Here is a 19,271-nt window from a genome sequence, read left to right as displayed (position 1 = left end):
TCGGGTTCGGTGCGTTCTTCGTCTCGGTCTTCGCGGGGCTCACGGCCCTCACTCTATGCGGGGCCACTGACGCGCAGACGGCGACGAGCCATCTCGATCAGGACCCTGGCGGCCGGACTCATCGGCCCCTGTGCCCGCCACGCGAACACCAACCGGCCGCGCAACTCGGGTGTGATGGGCAGGGGGTGCAGGGCGGTCCGGGCGACGGCCACCGATTCCGGCAACACCGCGACGCCGAGACCTCGCTCGGCAAGCTCGGCCAGCGCGTGCGGGGTGCTCGCCTCGAACGCGACCCGTGCGGCCACCCCGGCCCCGCGGCAGGCCTGGTCGAACTGGTGGCGGATGCCGGCGCCGGTCGGCAGCGCGATGACCGGGTGGTCGGCGAGATCGCGCAGCGTGACCGTGCGCCGCCGGTGCCACGGATGGTCACCCGCCACCGCTGCGACGATGCGCTGATCGGTCACCACCTCGGCGGTCAACGCGGCGGGCAGTTCGGCACCGACCGACACGATGGCCGCATCGAGGCGCCCCGAGTGCAGCCCGTCCAGCAGGGCGTCGGACTCGTCGGTGGTCAGCGTGATGTCGACAAGTGGGTGTGCCGCGTGGAACTGAGCGAGCAGTCCCGCCATGTCGAAGTCGTGGGCCGTCACGGTGCCCACCACCACTGAGCCCCGCACCAATTCGCCGAGTTCCTCGACCGCGGTACGGGCGGCGGTGACGGCGGCCAGCGCCGCCCGGGCGTGCGGCAACACGGCTTCGCCTGCGGCGGTCAGCCGAACCGCACGCCGGCTGCGATCGAACAGTTGCTGACCGAGTTCGCGCTCGAGGTGACGGATCTGGGCGCTGACCGCCGGTTGCGCGACATGCACCCGCTCGGCGGCACGGGTGAAGTTGGCCTCTTCGGCCACCGCCACGAAGTATTCGAGCTGCCGCAATTCCATAAGCAATCACAATAGTTTGTGGATGCACTATGTATTGGACTTATCATTCAGCACTGACGAGGCTGGAGTCATGTCCACACGACAGATCGTCATCGCCGGAGCCGGCATCGGCGGCCTCACCACCGCACTCACCCTGCACGCCAGAGGTTTTCCCGTCACGGTCCTGGAGAGCGCCCGCGAGCTCCGCGCCCTCGGCGTTGGCATCAACCTGCTGCCGCACGCGGTACGCGAACTGACCGACCTCGGCCTCGGCGAGGACCTGCTGGCCATCTCGGCGACCCCGGCCGTCATCGATTTCTATCGCTCCGACGGCGCGCTGCTGTTCCGTGAGCCCCGCGGAATCGAAGGCGGATACGGGTACCCGCAGTGCTCGGTGCACCGCGGCCGCCTGCAGATGCTGTTGCTCGACGCAGTCCGGTCCCGGCTGGGTACCGACGCGGTGCGCAGCGGCGCAGCGGTCACAGGCTTTGAGGAATCCGACGATCATGTGCGCGTGACCAGCGGCGACGGCGAGTTCACCGCCGACGTGTTCGTCGGCGCCGACGGGGTGCACTCGAAAGTACGCGGGCAGTTGCATCGCGGCGCCGACCCGCTGGTCTGGTCGGGGGTTCGGATGTTCCGCGGCGCCAGCCGCATTCGGCCGTTTCTGGACGGCCGCACGATGGCCATCGTCAAGGGTGACGACGGTGTCGAGCTGGTCACGTACCCGATCGGCGGCGATCAGGTGAACTGGGTGTTGCAGGTCACCGAGGCCGCGCCGGGTCGGCTTCCCGGGGACGCGAACTGGAACGCCCAGGTCGATCCCGCGGCGGTGACGGCCCGCATGTCCGGCTGGAACCTGGACTGGATGGACCCGGCCGAGCTGGTGGGCCGATCCGAGGCGGTTTTCGAGTACCCGATGGTCGACCGGGAGCCGTTGCCCCACTGGGGTACTCGACGCGTCACGCTGCTGGGCGACGCCGCGCATCCGATGTATCCCGTCGGCGCCAACGGTGGTTCGCAGGCCATCCTCGACGCCCGCGCCCTTGCCGATGAACTGGCCGCGGGCCGCGGCGTCGCCGGCTATGAGGCCCGTCGCATCCCCGAGACCACGGCAGTGGTGCACGCCAATCGCACGATGCATGCCAGCGATCCCCAGGAGCTGGCCCGGGTCACCGCGGACTATCGACGAAACACACTCGCAGACAGGAGTTCCCGATGACCACATACGTTCTGATCCCGGGTGCGTGCCATGGCGGCTGGTGCTTCGACGATCTCGCCACCGCACTGCGCGCCGAGGGCCACCGGGTGTTGACGCCGACCCTGACCGGGGTGGCCGAACGCGCGCACCTGGCCCACGCCGGGGTCAACCTGGAAACCCACATCGCCGATGTGATCGCGGAAATGCAGGCCCGGCAGGTGACCGATGCGGTACTGGCCGGGCACAGCTACGGCGGCATGGTGATCACCGGCGTCGCGGATCGCCTTCCGCAACAGGTCGATTCGCTGGTGTACCTGGACGCTTTCGTTCCGCGAGACGGCGACTCGGTGTGGACGCTGACCGACGACGGACAACACATGTGGTACTCCGGCGTCGATGCCACCGGCTACGGCGTCCCGCCACTGCCGTTTTTCGACGACCGCGCCACGGCGCATCCGCTCGCGACGTTGATGCAGCCGATCCGGCTGCAGGACGACCTGTCCCGCTTCCGGCTCGACTATGTCTACGCCACCAGGTGGGAGGGTGAATCACCGTTCACCGCGACCTTCGAGCGAGTGCGCACCGATCCCGCCTGGCGCACACATGTGCTCGACGGAGCACACAACCTCATGCGCGACAACCACTGTGATCTGGTCCGCATCCTGCTGGGCGCCGCCGGCCGGCCCCAGTCTGGTCAAGCTGGTCGCGGATGACCTCTGCCCGGGTGCTGATCGCGCCGACATAGCCGTCGGGCCGGACCAGGACATAGGAGCCGACAGGGACGTCATAGTCGGCCCCGGGTGTGAGACTCACTTGCGGGATCCCGAAATCGACTGGTTCGGCATCGAATCGCAGAACAGTCCAGTGCGGGCCGCGGAACACGTCGAACAGTCTGCGACCGTCTGGCAGCAGGCCGTCGGGCGCCCGGTCGCCGGCCCGCAACGCACCGGTCGGATCGGTGTCGAGGGCGAGCGGTCCGCCCCGGTAATTGATGTCCAGCTGGTGGATGGCCGCCGGCGCGGGCCCCGTCGCACCGAAACCCTGGCGGTGCAACAGGCCGCTGAGGTGCAGCACCTCTGCAGCGACGGGCAGGCGTTCCGCCTCATAGCTGTCCAACAGGGCGTCAGGCGCTCCGGCCGACACAGCGGCCAGTTTCCAGCCGAGGTTGTAGGCATCCTGCACTCCGGTGTTTACGCCTTGCCCTCCGGCGGGCGAATGGACGTGGGCGGCGTCTCCGGCCAGGAACACCCGGCCCATCCGGAAGCGTTGCGCCATAAGCAGATTCACCCGGTACAGCGATATCCACCGCAGATCCGAGAGTGTCACGTCCCGGCGACCCGACCGGTGCTGCAGCACTTCCTGCATGCCCTCGAGGGTCAGCGCGGGAATCTCGACGCCCGGCGCCATCGTCACCACCAGTTGGTAGTGCTCACTGCCCGGCAGGTTCCACAGCGAGAACCGCGTGGACTGGTCGCCGTCACGGGTCAGGAGGTGACAGCACCGGCCGTCGAGGCCGCGGGCCCGCACGTCACCCACGATGATCTGTTCCTCGGTGAGCGCACCGCCGAGGAAGTCGACCCCGGACGCCTTGCGGACGCTGCTGCGGCCACCGTCGGCGCCGACCAGGTAGTCGGCGTGGATCGATCCTCGTCGGGTGTGCACCGTGACACCGTCGTCGACCTGCGTGAAACCCGTTACCTCGGTGCCGAACTCGATGGTCCCGCCGAGTTCGGCAAATCGCGCCGCCAGGATCTGGTCGGTGCGCCACTGCGGGATCAACCACGTGTACGGGTACGGCACCGCCGGGGTGGGTTCCAACTCGGGCAGCCCCAGCAGGTCGTAGATCGGCTTCTCCCAGACCACATCCTCGCCGCGGTAGAGCCGCATGGGCGGAAAGGACTCCCCGGCGGCCAGCACGGCGCCGATCACGCCGAGGTCGTCGAATACCTCCAGGGTGCGCGGCTGCAGTCCTTTGCCGCGGGAGCCGGGGAACAACGTCGCGGCTTTGTCGAGCACCCGGCAGGGCACGCCGCGCCGGGCCAGGTCGATGGCCAGGGTCAGTCCGGTGGGCCCGGCGCCCGCGATCACGACGGTCATCGGCGGGCACCTCCGAGCAGGACCAACAGGACGTCGTCGATCAGCCGTGCGCTGAAACCGGGGTCGACCGGCAGGTCGAGGTGGACCTGGCGCAGGATCATCGCCTCGGCCACGTCATGGATGAGTTCGACATCGGTGTCCGCGGCGATATCGCCGCGGGCGATGGCCCGTTGCAGCGCATCGTGGAACGGCGAGAGCTCCTCTTTTCCGAGATGTTCGCGGATGGCCTCGGCCAGCTGTGCGTCGTGGCGCATGAGGGTTGCGAGTTCCGCGGTGACCCGGGTCAAGGGGTCGGCCACATTCGCCGCGACCGCGTCCATGACGGCGAACAGATCACTGCGCAGCTCCCCGGTGTCGGGTACCGATGCATTGCGTGCGGCGTCCGCCGCGTCCAAGGTCGCACGGACGAGCTGGGCCTTGTTCGGCCACCGGCGGTAGATGGTGGCCTTGCTGGCGCCGGCCCGTGCGGCCACCGCATCGGTCGTCAGTGCCTGGTATCCCCGTTCCACCAGCAGCTCGGCTGTCGCGGCCAGGACGGCCTGCTCGCGTTCCATACCTCGAACCATGATCGAAGAGTACGAAACAGTTTCGTACTCTTCAAGCGATTATCTTGGTCGGCGGGACAAAACTGCAACACGTTTCAGTTCTGCGGTCTTGATCGTTTAGGCTGGCCGCGTGCCAGCAGCATCTTCGCAACCCGCGATCGAAGGGTGGTTCGCCACCGACGACGCCGGTGCCACTCACCTGATCGGCGGCAAGTGCACTCAGTGCGCCACTTTCGTGTTCCCGCCGCGCGAGAACAACTGCCCCAACCCGGCCTGCGACAGCGACACCCTTGACCTGGTCCCGCTGTCCCGCCGCGGAAAGGTGTGGAGCTACACCGAGAACCGGTATCTCCCGCCCGCACCGTATCCGAAGACCGACCCGTTCGAACCCTTCGCGATCGCCGCGGTGGAGTTGGTCGACGAAGGTCTGATCGTGCTCGGCAAGGTCGTCGAAGGCACCCTCGCCGCCGACCTCAAGGTCGGCATGGAGATGGAGCTGACCACCATGACGCTCTACACCGACGACGAGGGCATCGAGCGCACCACCCACGCCTGGAGGATCCCGTGAGCACTCCCGAACCGCTGTACATCCTCGGCGCGGGCATGCACCCGTGGGGCAAGTGGGGCCGCGACTTCACCGAGTACGGCGTCGTCGCCGCCCGCGCCGCGCTGGCCGAGGCCGGCCTGGACTGGCGCCAGATCCAGCTGGTCGCCGGGGCCGACACCATCCGCAACGGTTACCCGGGCTTCATCGCCGGGTCGACGTTCGCCCAGAAGCTGGGCTGGAACGGTGTGCCGGTGTCGTCGAGCTACGCGGCCTGCGCGTCGGGCTCGCAGGCACTGCAGAGCGCCCGCGCCCAGATCCTGGCCGGGTTCTGCGATGTGGCGCTGGTGATCGGCGCCGACACCACGCCCAAGGGCGCCTTCGCACCCGTCGGTGGCGAGCGCAAGAACGATCCCGACTGGCAGCGCTTCCACCTGCTCGGCGCGATGAACCCGGTGTACTTCGCCTTGCTGGCCCGGCGCCGGATGGACCTCTACGGGGCCACCTCCGAGGACTTCGCCCAGGTGAAGGTGAAGAACTCCCGCCACGGCCTGCAGAACCCGAATGCCCGCTACCACAAGGAATCCTCGATCGAGGACGTGCTGGCCAGCCCGGTGGTTTCCGACCCACTGCGCCAGCTCGACATCTGCGCCACCTCCGACGGTGCCGCTGCGCTGATCGTGGCGAGCAAGTCGTTCGCCGAGAAGCACCTGGGCTCCCTGGAGGGCGTCCCGTCGGTGCGCGCGATCTCGACGGTGACCCCGCGGTACCCGCAGCACCTGCCCGAATTGCCGGACATCGCAACGGATTCCACCGCCGTGGTGCCGGCACCGGAGCGCGTGTTCAAAGATCAGATCCTCGACGCGGCGTACGCCGAGGCCGGCATCGGCCCCGAGGACGTCAGCCTGGCAGAGGTCTACGACCTGTCCACCGCACTCGAGCTCGACTGGTACGAGCACCTGGGCCTGTGCGCCAAGGGTGAGGGCGAGCAGCTCCTGCGTTCCGGCGCGACGACCATCGGAGGCCGTGTCCCGGTGAACGCGTCCGGCGGCCTGGCCTGCTTCGGCGAGGCCATCCCGGCCCAGGCCATCGCGCAGGTGTGCGAGTTGACCTGGCAGCTCAAGGGCCAGGCCATCGGCCGGCAGGTCGAGGGAGCCAAGGTCGGCGTGACCGCCAACCAGGGCCTGTTCGGCCACGGCTCCTCGGTGATCGTCGCGCGGTAGAAGAATGGCGGTGTGAGCGAAACCGTCGTCGTCCGCGTCAAGCCCGGCAGCCGCAAAGGCCCGCTGGTCGAAGTCGCTGACGACGGCGCGCTCACCATCTACGTTCAGGAACGCGCCGTCGACGGCAAGGCCAATGACGCCGTCACCAAGCTGCTTGCCCAGCATCTGGGTGTTCCGCGCAGCCGCGTGGAGTTGATCTCCGGAGCGACTGCGCGGCTCAAGCGTTTTCGGGTGGGCTGACGTTGCGGTTCCACTCCAGCCAGCCGATCCCGCTGCGACCGTCGGCGGTGCGAACCTTTGCCCAGGCGCGGGGGAACTGACTGACCCGGCCGTCGGCAGCCACCAGCAATACCGGCGCGTGGCCCTGGATGTCGACGGTGACCTCGATGTCGCCGGGTTGCAGGTTCAGCGTCGTCGAAACCGGCAGATCGTCGGCACCCAGCGCGTATTGCGCTGTCACCGACTGCAATTCGACGATCGGCTCGCCCGCGCGCTGCGAATAGCCGATCCCGATCGGCGGCATCCCGGGGATCCGGATGTCCACGCCGTGCAGATGGGTGCCGTCGTCGAGATGGATCGCACTCCAGACCCAGTTCATCGACCACCAATCGCGCACACCCCACGAATGGTCGCGCTGGCCCGCGACGGCGTTGACGTCGAAGGTCCGCTCCCCGACGGTCACCGTGCCCGAGACCGTGCACGGAATCTCGTAGCGCGGCGTGATCCGGTACTGGTACGGGATTCCCACCGTGTTCCAGGTCAGGTCCACGGTCACCGGAACCGGCCGGCCCGTTTCACCACGCAGCAGCGCGGCCGGATCGTCATGGGCCTGCCCGGTACCCGCTGCGGTGACCCGGTAGGTCTTGAGCGGCTCGCCCGGTTGCAGGCTCAGCTCGACCCCGTCCCCCTTGATCAGCTCCGGTTCGGCCGGCACGGCATGAAAGTCGTTGAGCGCCACGGTCGGCATCCCCGGACCGCAGAACAGCACATTCACCCACGCGGTGTCCTGGTTGGGGATCAGCCCCAGGCGGACCCAACCGCCGAAACCCGCGTCGGCATCGGCGAAATCGAGATACCAGCTCTCGTTCCACAGTTCCTCGCCGGTCGGCGGATGCGCGAACTCGTCCTCGACCGCGGGAACCAGCGGTTCCGGGATCGCCGGTGGCGCGAGGATATCCAGGGCCTCGGTGTCCAGCACATGGCTGCAGTGCCGGTCGAGCATCGTCATGAACATCTGGTCACCGCGATCGGTGCGCTCGACCAGCATCGAGGAAATGATGGCCATCATCACGCCGAAGAAGCTCTGCCGGCGCACACCGTCACGCACCTGATCGAGCGTCAGCGCGGAGTCCGGTCCGAGCGCCCGGTGATAGGCCGTCAGTAACTCGTCGTAGTGCGCACGGCGCTGCTCGACGGGCAGGGCACAGCCGATGAAATACGCGACGTCGGTGAACGCCGGTCCCTTGGTGACGGTCTGCCAGTCGACCACGGTCAGGGTCCGGTCGGCACCTGAGTCGCCGAACAGCATGTTATCGAGCCGGTAGTCACCATGTACCAGACCCTGGGGCCGCTCGGACGCGCCTTCGTCGGCCAGGTAGGCGTCGAAACTCTCGACGAGACGCTCGCACACGTGGCGCTGCTCGGGCGTGATCAGGCCCGCGTAACGGTCGACGAAGGCCGCATACAGGCCGGCGATCAATCCCTGGTTGACCGGCGCCTCACGGTTGAGCCATTCAGCCTGGTTCAGCGCCTCGGCACCGGGTGCCGACCCGTGCATGCGGCCCAGCTCGGTGAGCGCCACAGACGCCTGTTCGGCTGTGGCGCCGCGGATCTCGTCACCCACCACGGCGGGCACGGCGTCGCCGAGCAACAGGTCGAACGCACCGGTCTTGGTGTCGATCGCGGCGTGGTAGCACGGCGCCACGGGCCCGGGCACCAGGGCGGGCGCGATGTCGGTGTAGAACCGCACCTCACGCTCGTACAGCCCGAGCGCCAGTCCGGTCTGGCGACTGCTGGGGTCCGTGGCGGCGACCTTCAGCACGACCGACGCCGGCCCGTCCGCCTCTGCGGCGTAGCTCAGCGAGACGCGGTAGCACTCGCTCATCTGGCCCGTTCCGATCCGCTCGAAACTGAACCCACTGACCTGGCCGGCGCCGAGTGCGGCGGTCAGCCAGTCGCAGGTCAGGTCTTCAGGGCGGTCGAGTACGGCGGTCTGAGTCGGTTGCACACAGGCAACCTAGCAGTGTTCCGCGTCACATATGACAGGTGTCAACTAATGATGTGCCGCCTTGGCATGACCGTGGGCGCAGGCGTCCGGCGGGGTGGGTGCCACGTCCAACGCCGGGTTGCGGTCGAAGAAGCCGAAAGGCTTGAGCCAGAACGACACCACGTCCACCGGCATCACGGGCCAGTCCTCCGGACGGGTGATGTGGTGGATGCCGAACACGTACCAGAGCACCACGTCGGTGTTGTCGATCGACCGGTCGGCCCTCGTCCATTCACCCAGCCCGGTATCAGCCACCGACTGGTTGACGAACTCCCCCGCCGGCCAGCGTTCGTCCGGGCGGTTCGGGGTCACCCACAGCGTGTGGGTGATGACGTTGGCGCGTTGCACCACCGGCGAGGAGGGATCGAACATCGCGGGGATCGCGCCGGTGGGAACCAGCTTGTAGGACGGGTGCGTGCCCAGGCCGTTGACAACGTTGGTGTTGACCACCTTCCACGCCCGCTGCGTGGCGAAGCTGACGTCCTGTTTGCCCTCCTGCTCGGTGCGCAGCGCCTGATTGCGCACCACCAGCGACAGACCGTACGGGTTGTCGGGACTGATCGGTTCGGCGTACGACTCCGTCATGTAGACGGTGTTGTCGGGGCCGTCGACGTCCAGGTCCAGACGGGCGATCAGGAAATGTTGGTGGAACGGCGCATAGGTGCGCTCGTCGACCAGGGTGCCGTTGGGATGCGGCTGCCCCGCCGGAACGGGCGTGGTGACCATGATCCCGGTGGCGCGGACCTCGCACTCGATGTTGCCGTCCTGATACAGCCGCCAGTAGACCAGGTACTCGTAGTTGGCGACGGTGACGTGGAATGACAGTGTGAGCCTGCGCATCCGGCGCACCTCGGCACCGGCGTCGTGGTCGACGTGCTTCCACAGCACGGCGTTGTCCTCCTCGTGGATGCAGATCGCGTTCGTGATGGTGTATGGCTCACCCTTGCTGTCGTGCAGAACCGCGTCCAGGTAGCGGATCTCACCGAGGCAGTCGCAGCCGAGCTCCAGCGAGGTGGTCATGAATCCCAGGCCCCACTCGCCGATGTCGAACGCGGTCCGCCGGTAATGGTCGACCGAGGAGTCCCGATACGGCACCACCATCTCGGCGAACGACATCCGGTGGGCCACCGAACGATCCACCTCGCCGTCGCGGTACCGCACGGTGTGCAGCGTCATCCCCTCACGGTGGTTGAAACCGACCCGCAACGACCAGTTCTGCCACTTCAGCAGGTTGCCGTCCAGCGCGAACGACGGACCATCGGGCTGGGTGATGTTCAGTGGCTTCAGCGGCTCGCGGCGCGAGGCCGACCGGATCCGCTCGGGGATGTGGTGCGGTACGTATTCGCCCATCACATCGGGCTTTTCGGAACTGCCGTCATCCTCGACGCGCAGCACCTCCATGGTGTTGATGTCGATCACGCAGTGCAGACCGCTGACCGGGTGGGCGTAGGGATTGGCGCCGGGGGCGTCCTTGTACCAGGTGTCCGACCAGCCGATCCGACGGTCGCGGTACTCGGGCGGCGCGACTGCGTCACCGTAGGTCCAGGTATCCATGAACACGTTGTCCAGGTCGGTGATACCGCGTTTGGCGAGTGCGGCGATCACGTCGGGATGCCTGCGCAGCACCTCGTCGCATTCGATGAACTCGTCGACGGTGAAGTTGGCCTGGACGCCCGGTACGTGGTCGAAGTTCTCGATCCGGTCGTCGGTCAGCGACACCACGCCCTTGTAGGTGGCGTTCGCCGACCGGTCCAGGCAGATGACAGCCGCGCGGCGGCCCGGTGCCGCTCCGCCGCCGTCGAAGGCGGCCAGTTCGGCCTTGGACGGTTCGACGAGTTCCACCGAGGCGACCCGCCAGCCCTCCCCGACCCCGTGCTCGCGCCGCAATATCGCTGCCACCGCGCGAAACTCGTCGGCGGACAGCGGATCCAAGGGATAGTCCACGTCAAATACGCAACCACACCGGAGGATTCCGTGCAGCAAATCGCTCAGAGTGAATCGGCCGAACTCCGACCGGCTCAGCGCTCGGCGAGGGTGAACCCTTCCCAGGCCTGGCGTCGCACCGCCCGGGGGTCGTATTCGACGCGGGGCCGGCGGTCGAACACGAACACCGCGCGGTCGGCGCTGTCGTAGGCCGGCCAGCCAGGGCCCGGCTCACCGGTCCGGCTGAACTCACGCCATCGCCGCTGCACGTCGCGGCTGACCCGGCGGGCCGACGTGCGGTCACCCACGGCCGTCAGCAGCGCTCCGTAAGTCGTGTGGTACGTGTCGAATACCGCGAGCAGTTCCATCGCGTGCGTCGCCCCCAGTCCCGCCCAGTGCAGGGTGCGCGGCGCGTAGTCGTAGCGGTACACGTAGGTGGGCGCGTGCCGGCTGTGCGCCTCGGCGATCTGCCAGGTGGCCGAGGCGAACGCGAAATCGCCGCCCAGCCGCACGCAGGCCGCGCTGCTCGGATAGTCCGGGTAGGCCGCGACGATCCGGCGACGCTCCTCGGGATCGGTACGGGCGAACAACTTTTCGATCATCGGCTCATTGGTCGGCAGCAGCGGCAGGAAGCGGGTGAACAGCCTGCCCTCGTCGGCGTTGTTGCCGACGATCAACGGCACCCGGTGCGCGGTGCCTTCGGCCATCGCCGTCACCGGATCGACCGGCAGGTACTCGGTGCCGAACGTCGGGCCGACCGGAAACGCGCCGGGCATATCCGTCTGTCCCCGCATGATGAGCTTCTCCAGGGCCCGCCCGAGCTCGGCGGGGCGGGCGGACATCAGCGCTGCGGCCGCCGATCCCTCACCCGGACCGACCAATTCGGCAAGCTGATCGGCGAGCCGGGCGGCGGCGTCGGCGGAACTGACCATCCCGCTGGCCGGGCTCTCCGAGATCACCCGGGCGAACAGTCCTTCGGCGTCGGGCACCGTGAGCAGGGTCGCGACCGCGTGCGCACCCGCACTCTCGCCGAAGATCGTCACGTTGTCGGGGTCCCCGCCGAACACCGCGATGTTGTCGCGTACCCACCGCAGCGCCAACACCAGATCGCGCAGGAACAGGTTGTCGTCGATCGGATGCTCCGGTGTCGACAGCGACGAGAGCTCGACACACCCGAGCATGCCGAGCCGGTAGTTGACCGAGACAAACACACAGCCGCGGCGGGCCAGCGCGGCACCGTCGTATACGGGTGTGGCCGAGCTGCCCATGATGTAGCCGCCGCCGTGCACGAAGAACATCACCGGCAGCGGACCATCGGCGCCGTCGTTCTGTGCTCCTCGCGTGCGCGGTGGTTTCTCCGGCGCCACCACGTTGATCGTCAGGCAGTCCTCGCTCATCGGCTGGTGCTTGCCCAGCCCGACGAGCGTGTAGCGATTTTGCTGGGGCGCGCAGTAACCGAACCCGTGGCAGTAGCGCACCCCGGGCCACGGCTCGGCCGGCTCGGGTGCCCGAAGACGCAGCCGGCCCACCGGCGGCTTGGCGTAAGGGATGGAGCGCCAACGATGTACGCCGTCCCGCGTGAACCCCTCGACGATGCCGGTACTGATCTTTGCCCGGACAGTCCGCTCGTGCATGAACCGACCGTATCGAACTACACCGGTGTAGGCGGACACGCGGTGGGCGTGACACGCGACCGCTAGCCTTGCGGGTATGCGCACCGTTGTGACTGTTGGGGCTGCTGTGCTTTCGGCGGCCCTCGTGGCGGCCTGCTCGTCGGGAGGGGGGCACGAGTCGCAGCCGAACTCGCAGCCCCGGATGTCGATGCCGGCCGGCGCCCCACACACCAAGACCACCACGCCCACCACGACGACGACCTCGCCGCTGCCCACCACGGCGCCTGCCCCCGGGACCCCGATGAACCGGGTGATCAAGTGGGTCGAGGCGGGCACCCCGGTCGAACCGTCCGGCTTCCACACCGCCACGCGTGACGGCCAAACCACGAGCCTGGGCGATGATGTCGCGTTCGTCGTGCCGTCGGGCACCGCTCGCTGTGCCACCGACAAGAACGTCGAAGGCCAGCTGGCCTGCCTGATCAAGGCCGACGACCTGCCGTCCAAGCCCGCCGACGTCGAGGGCCAGTGGATTCCCGGCTGGGTGGATTTCACCGGGGAAACCGTGGATATCGGCTCACTGCACGGAGATCCGGGGCGGTTCGGCTACGGCGACGGCGCCGAACTCACCGAGGGCAAGTCATTGGCATTCGGCGACTACCGGTGTCGCGCCGACGCCACCTCTTTGGTGTGCGTCAACTATGCGCACCAGTCCGCGGTGCTGCTGAACTCCTCCGGCGTCGAGCCGCTGGGCTGTCTGAAGCCGGTTCCGCCGCCGGTGGGCATCGGCCGTCAGCTCAGCTGCCCGCCCGACTAGCGCCAGCCGTCGGCCGCCTTGGCGGCCTCCATCAGGGCCTCACACAACTGCCGCAATTCATCCGTCCCGGCACCCTCGTCGACCGCGATGGCCACATCCTCGGCCGCACACCTGACCTGGTACACCCGATCGGACAGCTGGGCCGCCTCGTCGGCGGTGAGCACCACCGAATCCGGGGCCAGCGACGTGCCTTTCACCATCGCGCGTTGTTCGTAGGCCCGCTGCCGGCAGGACTGCCTGCAATACTGGCGACGGCGGCCCATCTGCGCATCGGCGACCTCACGTCCGCACCACCGACACGGCTGCGGACGGTCGCGTCTGTGGTTACCGATCGCCATGGGTCACGACTGTAGACTGCCCGACGCCTCGACCCGCGTATCATCAATGGTCGAGTCGGGAACTTGGCAACGCCGTGCAGCGTTGATACATCCGGACTAAAACGCCAAATAAGGAGTGTTGACGATGGCTGATCGTGTCCTGAGAGGCAGTCGCCTCGGAGCCGTGAGCTACGAGACCGACCGCAACCATGACCTGGCGCCGCGTCAGGTGGCCCGGTACCGCACCGACAACGGTGAAGAGTTCGACGTCCCGTTCGCCGACGACGCCGAGATCCCCGGCACCTGGCTGTGCCGCAACGGGCTCGAGGGCACCCTGATCGAGGGTGACGTGCCGGAGCCCAAAAAGGTCAAGCCGCCGCGGACCCACTGGGACATGCTGCTGGAGCGTCGTTCCGTCGAGGAGCTCGAGGAGCTGCTCAAGGAGCGTCTCGACCTGATCAAGACCAAGCGTCGCGGCAGCTGAACCGCGCAAAAAAACCGCGATATGCCCTCGTGGGCGTATCGCGGTTTTTTTGTATCCGGAGCGCTAGCGCACCACACCCCGGGCGCGGTCAAGGCGCCCACGGATGCCCCACTCCGCGACCTTGAACATCGCCTCGCGGATGTTGGAACCGCTCATCTTGGAGACGCCGAGTTCACGCTCGGTGAACGTGATGGGCACCTCGACGACCTTGAACCCGTTGTTGATCGCACGCCAGGTCAGGTCGATCTGGAAGCAGTAGCCCTTGGAATCGACCGCGGACAGGTCGATCTTCTCCAACACCTCGCGCCGGTAGGCGCGGTACCCGGCGGTGATGTCGTGGATGCCGACGCCCAGCAGGAGCCGGGAGTAGGTGTTGGCGGTCTTCGACAGCACCAGGCGGCGCACCGGCCAGTTGCGCACCGTGCCGCCGGAGACATAGCGCGAACCGATGGCCAGATCGGCCCCGGCGTCGACCGCATCGAGGAGCCGGTTCAGCTCCTCGGGTGCGTGGCTGCCGTCGGCGTCCATCTCGACCAGGACCGAGTACCCGCGGCCCAGCCCCCAGGCGAAGCCGGCCAGGTAGGCCGCGCCGAGGCCCGCTTTGCTGGTGCGGTGCATCACGTGCACGCGGTCGGGGTCGGCCAGGGCCAGTTCATCGGCCAGCTGGCCGGTGCCGTCGGGACTGCCGTCGTCGACCACGAGGATGTGCACCTCTGGGCTGGCGTGGTGCACACGCCCGACGATCAGCGGCAGGTTCTCCCGCTCGTTGTAGGTGGGAATGATCACCAGAGTGCGCTGACTCGGGCGCTCACCGTCCTGGCGAGGGCTGGATCCCCCCTGCCGCTGCGCTCCGTCACCAGGGACTGTCATGTGGCTCCTTCATCGTCGCGGGCCTTCGCCGGTGCGACGCCTCAACATTCTTTGCACGAACCCTCCATTGTGCATTATTCCGGCCAGCAACGCCCCAAATCCAATCGTGACCAGCACCACTTGCAGAGTCGGCCCCCACTCGGTGGCGGGCGTCAGCTCGGATTTCAGCCTGATCTGGCTGTCCAGGTAGGCGGGCTGGAAGAACTCGGTACGGGCCAGCTCCCGTCCGTCCGGGGCGATCACCGCACTGATGCCGGTCGTCCCGGCGACTACGAGGTACCGGTCGTGCTCGACGGCCCGCAGTTTGCCGAACGCCAACTGCTGTGCGCTCATGTTCTCGTCGAATGTCGCGTTGTTGGTGGGCACTGTCAGCACCTGGGCACCGCTGAGCACCGATTCCCGCGCGGCCCGGTCGAAGATGACCTCCCAGCAGGTGGTCACCCCGATCGGCACGCCTGCCGCATGCACGACGCCGTTGCCCTCGCCCGGCACGAAGTAGCCGGCCCGGTCCGCATAGGACGACAGGTGCTTGAAGAATCCGCGCCACGGCAGGTACTCGCCGAACGGCTGCACGATCTTCTTGTCGTGACGCTCGCCGGGCCCGTGTTCGGGATCCCAGACGATCACGGTGTTGGTGGCCACCGGGTTGTCCGCGGTGTAGCCGTCGGCCTTGGTGACGGTTCCCACCAGGATCGGCGCGCCGATGGCGTCGGCCGCCGCGGTGATCTGTGCGGCGGCGTCGGCATTGGACAGCGGATCGATGTCGGAGGCGTTCTCCGGCCAGACCACGAACATCGGCTGCGGAGCCCGGCCCGCGCGCACGTCGTCGGCCAGCCGCTGCGTCTCTTTCACGTGGTTGTCGAGCACCGCGCGGCGCTGGGCGTTGAACTCCAGTCCGAGCCGGGGCACGTTGCCCTGCACGGCGGCCACGGTGACGGTCTGCTCGTCGCCGGCGCCGGTGCCGGAATGCCGGACCTGCGGCCACAGCACGGCGGTGGCCAGCAGCACCACGGTGATGCTCAGACCGGGCAGCATGACCGCGGGTGCCGGGAAGCCGGGCTTGTGTCCGTGATGCCACCACTGCACGATCTCGTACGCCAGCAGTGTGGCGCTGAAGCCGACGAGTGCCACCGCGAGCGACAGCAGCGGCGCGCCACCCCACCGCGCAAGGGCCAGTAGCGGTCCGTTGGTCTGGCCGAATCCGAGGACACCCCAAGGGAATCCGCCGAATGGGACAGTGGATTTCAGCCATTCCTGAGTGGTCCACAGCGCGGCGAACCACAGCGGCCAACCGGGCAATCGCCTGACCACGACCGCCGCGAGGCCGAAGATCCCGCAGAACAGCGCTTCCATGGCGGCCAGGGCCAGCCACGGCACCGCCCCGACCAGACCGCTGATCCACGGCAGCAACGGAACATAGAACGCCAGGCCGAACAGGAAGCCGTAGCCGAAGCCGCCGGCACGGGTGGTGGAGCGCAGCGTCAGCACCCAGCCGATCAACGCCAACCCGACGAACGCCGCCCACCACCAGCCGGTCGGTGGATAGCTCAGGCACAACGCGAGCCCGCCGCCGACCGACGCGCTCAACTGCGCCCACCGCGCAGCGGCGGCCCGGCCGAAGCGCGACGCCCAGACCGCCACCACAGACCACCGGTCGGGTGTGCCCGCCGCGGTCAGGCGATACCCACGCTCCTCGGGTTCCTCGTCGGGATCGATGTCGGCAACCGGATCGCCGGTGACGTCCTCATCCAGTTCGCCGAAAGCCTCATCGTCGAGTGCGTCGAGTTCAGCGAGCTCGTCTTCGACGATGGCGGGGATCACTTCGGTGGTCTCGTTCGGACCCGGCCTCACCGGCCGCGGGCGGTCTGCGCTCACCGGCCGCGGGCGGCCCGATTTGTCTCTGGGACGGTCACTGCCCATGGATGACGACACCCCGGTGAACGGTCTGACGGCAACGCGGCAACTCCGCATCGACGGCCAGCCGCGGCAGAGCGGGCACCCGTGAGCGCGGGTCGGTGGACCATCGCTGGACGGCGTTGGCCGGTGCGCTGACCTCCAGGTCGTCGGCCTCCCACACCGCGTAGCTGGCCGGGGCCCCAGGGGTGAGCGTTCCCGTGACGCCGTCGCGCACCCCACCGGCGCGCCAACCGCCGCGGGTGGCCGCAGCGAATGCGGCACGAGCCGAAATAGCACTGCCCGCGCTCTGGTGCGACACCGCCGCACGCACGGTTTCCCAGGGGTTCATGCTGGTGACCGGGGTGTCGGAGCCGAAGGCGAGGGGCACGCCTTCGGATGCTAACAGCGCGAACGGGTTGAGCCCGTGAACTCGATCAAGCCCGAGACGCTGGGCATACATACCGTCGTCCCCGCCCCACAGGGCGTCGAAGTTGGGCTGCATGCTGGCCATCACACCCCACGCCCCCAGTTGGGCGGCCTGCGCGGCGTCGACCATCTCCAGATGTTCCAGACGGTGGCCGCAGCGGGCCACGGCCGGGCCGCCCAGTCGCTGGGCGACAGCGGAGAAGCCCTCGATGACGGCGGCGACGGCGGCGTCGCCGATCACATGGAACCCGGCCGGGATTCCGGCCTCGGTGCAGGCCTGCACGTGCCTGGTGATGGCCTCGACGTCCAGGTAGCAGTTGCCGCAGGTGTCGGGTGCGTCGCGGTAGGGCGCGCGCAGCCATGCGGTGCGCGAGCCGAGCGCACCGTCGACGAACAGGTCTCCGGCCAGGCCGCGGGCCCCGGTCTCGGCGATCAGGTGGCGGGCATGTTCGGCGTCCCGGGCCGGCTCACCCCAATAGCCGACGACCTCCACGCCGTGCTCCAGAGCGCGCAGCTCCTGCCAGTCGAGCAGACCGCCGATCTGCGGGCCCGCGCACTCGTGGACCGCGGCGATGCCCATCCCGGCGGCGTGATCGAGCGCCGCGACCCGGGCGGCGTGCCGTTGCTGCGGGGTCAGTTGCTCACGCGCGGCCGCGCGTACGTGGTGATGGGCCTCGGCGCTCAGCGGGCGCTGCGGGTCGAACCCCGCGGCCTCGGCCAGCGCGGGCACCGACCGGCGCAGTGCGGAGGTTGCGGCGGCCGAATGCACGTCCACCCGCGCCAGATAGGCCGGCCGATCCCCAAGCACAGAGTCCAAGTCGGCGGTGCGCGGTGGGGTTTGGTCGGGCCAGCCCGACTCGTCCCAGCCGTGTCCCCACACCGGGCCGTCCGGATGCCGGCGCGCGTATTCGTCCACGAGACGCAGGCAGTGCTGCAGCGAGGTGGCCCCACGGAGGTCCAGGCCGTCCAGGTTGAGCCCGGTGGCGGTCAGGTGGACGTGGCTGTCGACGAATGCGGGGGCGACGAAGCCGCCGTCGAGGTCGACGATCTCGGCATCGGGAAACTGCGACCGGCCGACGTCGTCGGTACCCAGCCACGCCACTACGCCGTCGCGCACGGCGAATGCGGTGGCGTCGGGGTAGCTGGGGCTGTGGATGCGCCCGTTGATCAGAAGTGTCGTCAAGCTGTTTCGACTGGCTGTTAGGCCTTGGGAGGCAGGCGGTACGGATCGACGTCGTTGACGTCGATTACTTCGCCGTCAATGTAGTCGCCTGTCCCGTGTCGATAACCGGCGGACCCGGTGGGTGCACCGAAACCGGCGGGCGCCGCGACGATGATCGGCATCCGCCGGGCGACCAGCCCCGTGAGCACCGGCCGGGCGGCCGCCCGCGTCGGTGGCAGCAACAACAGCGCGCCGGCGACCGAGCTGGCCAGTCCGGGAATCACCACCAGTACGGTTCCCAGCGCCACCAGCAGGCCGTCGGAGACCGCACTCTGCGGGTTGGCCAGGCCACCGGACAGGCCCGTGCGCAACCGGCGGATGTGCCGGTTGAGCTGCGAACCCGCCAGTACCAGCCCGATCACGAACGAGGCCAACAGCAACAGCACGGTGTAGCCGAACCCGATGGTCGCCACCAGGGCGACCATCACCGCCATCTCGACGAGGAGATAGATCAGAAACAGCCGTTTAGCCATGCTCGGTCAACGGTTGGGCGGGCGGTTCGGTTCCTGACCGGGTGCCGGGGCGTCGACGGCGCGGACCTCGATGGCGCTGTGCACTTTGTCGATGCCGCCGAGCAACAGGGCCCGCGGGACGAAGTACCAGGCGTGGTTCCAGTACCGCTTGACGACGGCCTCGAACACCCGTCGGGTCTCGGACTTCGGCAGGTTGCGGGCCACCGCCTCCACCGGATCACCCTTCGGGGCGCCGAGCACACCGCATTTCTGGATGGTGACCCTCGGGGTGTTGTTGATGCGCTTGGTCTTCCACGATCCGTCGTCGGTGATGATCAGCAGCTTGTCGCCGTCAGGTACTCCCCACACCGCGGTCGGCTTGGGCTTGCCGTCCTTGGTGAAGGTGGTCAGCAGCAGATACTTCTCGCGGTAAACGTCCTCGAAGGTCGGTGCCATGG

At 68.3% G+C, this 19,271-nt stretch carries 18 protein-coding genes and 1 pseudogene; 7 read left to right on the top strand and 12 right to left on the bottom strand.

What is annotated here, in order from left to right; translation table 11 throughout:
* Window positions 1-53: 53 nt before the first annotated feature.
* On the bottom strand, window positions 54-941 hold the full coding sequence (locus ACNQVK_RS18080) for a LysR family transcriptional regulator (protein ID WP_418030595.1): 888 nt from the start codon (window positions 939-941) through the stop codon (window positions 54-56).
* 70 nt (window positions 942-1,011) lie between these two features.
* On the opposite strand from ACNQVK_RS18080, the gene ACNQVK_RS18075 reads away from it, so the two are divergent.
* Together ACNQVK_RS18075 and ACNQVK_RS18070 are read left to right on the top strand one after the other, a co-directional pair.
* A complete protein-coding gene (locus tag ACNQVK_RS18075) occupies window positions 1,012-2,142 on the top strand; it encodes an FAD-dependent monooxygenase (protein ID WP_418030594.1) in 1,131 nt (376 codons plus the stop codon).
* A complete protein-coding gene (locus ACNQVK_RS18070; protein ID WP_418030593.1) occupies window positions 2,139-2,834 on the top strand; it encodes an alpha/beta fold hydrolase in 696 nt (231 codons plus the stop codon). Before ACNQVK_RS18075 ends, ACNQVK_RS18070 begins: the two co-directional genes overlap by 4 nt.
* Here the strand turns inward: ACNQVK_RS18070 and ACNQVK_RS18065 are convergent.
* Window positions 2,749-4,218 carry an FAD-dependent monooxygenase gene (locus ACNQVK_RS18065; RefSeq protein ID WP_418030592.1) on the bottom strand — a complete coding sequence of 490 codons (1,470 nt, stop codon included), beginning with the start codon at window positions 4,216-4,218 and terminating at the stop codon, window positions 2,749-2,751. The genes ACNQVK_RS18070 and ACNQVK_RS18065 overlap by 86 nt on opposite strands.
* Complete coding sequence (locus ACNQVK_RS18060) at window positions 4,215-4,784, bottom strand: TetR/AcrR family transcriptional regulator (RefSeq protein WP_418030591.1); 570 nt, start codon at window positions 4,782-4,784, stop codon at window positions 4,215-4,217. Before ACNQVK_RS18060 ends, ACNQVK_RS18065 begins: the two co-directional genes overlap by 4 nt.
* Window positions 4,785-4,893: 109 nt before the next feature.
* Here ACNQVK_RS18060 and ACNQVK_RS18055 point away from each other — a divergent pair, with 109 nt between their 5' ends.
* From ACNQVK_RS18055 to ACNQVK_RS18045, 3 genes are read left to right on the top strand one after another with little or no spacing between them, the layout of a single operon-like run.
* On the top strand, window positions 4,894-5,331 hold the full coding sequence (locus ACNQVK_RS18055; protein WP_418030590.1) for a Zn-ribbon domain-containing OB-fold protein: 438 nt from the start codon (window positions 4,894-4,896) through the stop codon (window positions 5,329-5,331).
* Window positions 5,328-6,530 (top strand): lipid-transfer protein, encoded by a 1,203-nt coding sequence (locus tag ACNQVK_RS18050; protein WP_418030589.1) that lies wholly within the window; start codon window positions 5,328-5,330, stop codon window positions 6,528-6,530. The genes ACNQVK_RS18055 and ACNQVK_RS18050 overlap by 4 nt, the downstream gene beginning before the upstream one ends.
* 12 nt (window positions 6,531-6,542) lie before the next feature.
* Window positions 6,543-6,770 carry a DUF167 domain-containing protein gene (locus ACNQVK_RS18045; RefSeq protein ID WP_418030588.1) on the top strand — a complete coding sequence of 76 codons (228 nt, stop codon included), beginning with the start codon at window positions 6,543-6,545 and terminating at the stop codon, window positions 6,768-6,770.
* On the opposite strand, the gene ACNQVK_RS18040 is transcribed toward ACNQVK_RS18045, so the two are convergent.
* The 3 genes from ACNQVK_RS18040 to ACNQVK_RS18030 form a co-directional block, all read right to left on the bottom strand.
* The gene (locus tag ACNQVK_RS18040) at window positions 6,748-8,757 is read right to left on the bottom strand and encodes a phosphotransferase (protein ID WP_418030587.1); all 2,010 of its coding nucleotides are present in this window, start codon (window positions 8,755-8,757) and stop codon (window positions 6,748-6,750) included. The genes ACNQVK_RS18045 and ACNQVK_RS18040 overlap by 23 nt on opposite strands.
* A gap of 45 nt (window positions 8,758-8,802) precedes the next feature.
* Window positions 8,803-10,740, bottom strand: a complete 1,938-nt coding sequence (locus ACNQVK_RS18035) for a primary-amine oxidase (protein WP_418030586.1) — start codon at window positions 10,738-10,740, stop codon at window positions 8,803-8,805.
* A gap of 74 nt (window positions 10,741-10,814) precedes the next feature.
* Window positions 10,815-12,353, bottom strand: a complete 1,539-nt coding sequence (locus ACNQVK_RS18030; protein ID WP_418030585.1) for a carboxylesterase/lipase family protein — start codon at window positions 12,351-12,353, stop codon at window positions 10,815-10,817.
* 76 nt (window positions 12,354-12,429) lie between these two features.
* Between ACNQVK_RS18030 and ACNQVK_RS18025 the strand changes: the two genes are divergently transcribed.
* Window positions 12,430-13,146 (top strand): hypothetical protein, encoded by a 717-nt coding sequence (locus ACNQVK_RS18025; RefSeq protein ID WP_418030584.1) that lies wholly within the window; start codon window positions 12,430-12,432, stop codon window positions 13,144-13,146.
* Here the strand turns inward: ACNQVK_RS18025 and ACNQVK_RS18020 are convergent.
* Window positions 13,143-13,484 carry a hypothetical protein gene (locus ACNQVK_RS18020; protein WP_044523993.1) on the bottom strand — a complete coding sequence of 114 codons (342 nt, stop codon included), beginning with the start codon at window positions 13,482-13,484 and terminating at the stop codon, window positions 13,143-13,145. The two genes, ACNQVK_RS18025 and ACNQVK_RS18020, sit on opposite strands and share 4 nt — an antisense overlap.
* 124 nt (window positions 13,485-13,608) lie before the next feature.
* Between ACNQVK_RS18020 and rbpA the strand changes: the two genes are divergently transcribed.
* On the top strand, window positions 13,609-13,947 hold the full coding sequence (gene rbpA / locus ACNQVK_RS18015; RefSeq protein WP_011559900.1) for an RNA polymerase-binding protein RbpA: 339 nt from the start codon (window positions 13,609-13,611) through the stop codon (window positions 13,945-13,947).
* Window positions 13,948-14,028: 81 nt separating this feature from the next.
* Here rbpA and ACNQVK_RS18010 read toward each other — a convergent pair.
* From ACNQVK_RS18010 to ACNQVK_RS17990, 5 genes and pseudogenes are all read right to left on the bottom strand, one after another.
* Window positions 14,029-14,763: pseudogene (locus ACNQVK_RS18010) on the bottom strand (polyprenol monophosphomannose synthase); the annotation flags it as partial.
* 63 nt (window positions 14,764-14,826) lie between these two features.
* On the bottom strand, window positions 14,827-16,737 hold the full coding sequence (gene lnt, locus ACNQVK_RS18005) for an apolipoprotein N-acyltransferase (RefSeq protein ID WP_418030583.1): 1,911 nt from the start codon (window positions 16,735-16,737) through the stop codon (window positions 14,827-14,829).
* Window positions 16,727-18,322, bottom strand: a complete 1,596-nt coding sequence (locus ACNQVK_RS18000; protein WP_418030582.1) for an amidohydrolase — start codon at window positions 18,320-18,322, stop codon at window positions 16,727-16,729. The genes lnt and ACNQVK_RS18000 overlap by 11 nt, the downstream gene beginning before the upstream one ends.
* Window positions 18,323-18,339: 17 nt before the next feature.
* Window positions 18,340-18,834 carry an FxsA family protein gene (locus ACNQVK_RS17995; protein ID WP_418030581.1) on the bottom strand — a complete coding sequence of 165 codons (495 nt, stop codon included), beginning with the start codon at window positions 18,832-18,834 and terminating at the stop codon, window positions 18,340-18,342.
* A 6-nt stretch (window positions 18,835-18,840) separates the two neighbouring features.
* Window positions 18,841-19,269 (bottom strand): PPOX class F420-dependent oxidoreductase, encoded by a 429-nt coding sequence (locus tag ACNQVK_RS17990; protein ID WP_418030580.1) that lies wholly within the window; start codon window positions 19,267-19,269, stop codon window positions 18,841-18,843.
* Window positions 19,270-19,271: the final 2 nt, after the last annotated feature.

It is taken from the genome of Mycobacterium sp. 134, from assembly GCF_048282715.1.
GTDB lineage: Bacteria > Actinomycetota > Actinomycetes > Mycobacteriales > Mycobacteriaceae > Mycobacterium > Mycobacterium septicum.
Note: the sequence above shows the minus strand (reverse complement) of the source record. Positions and strands in the feature narration are given on the sequence as shown.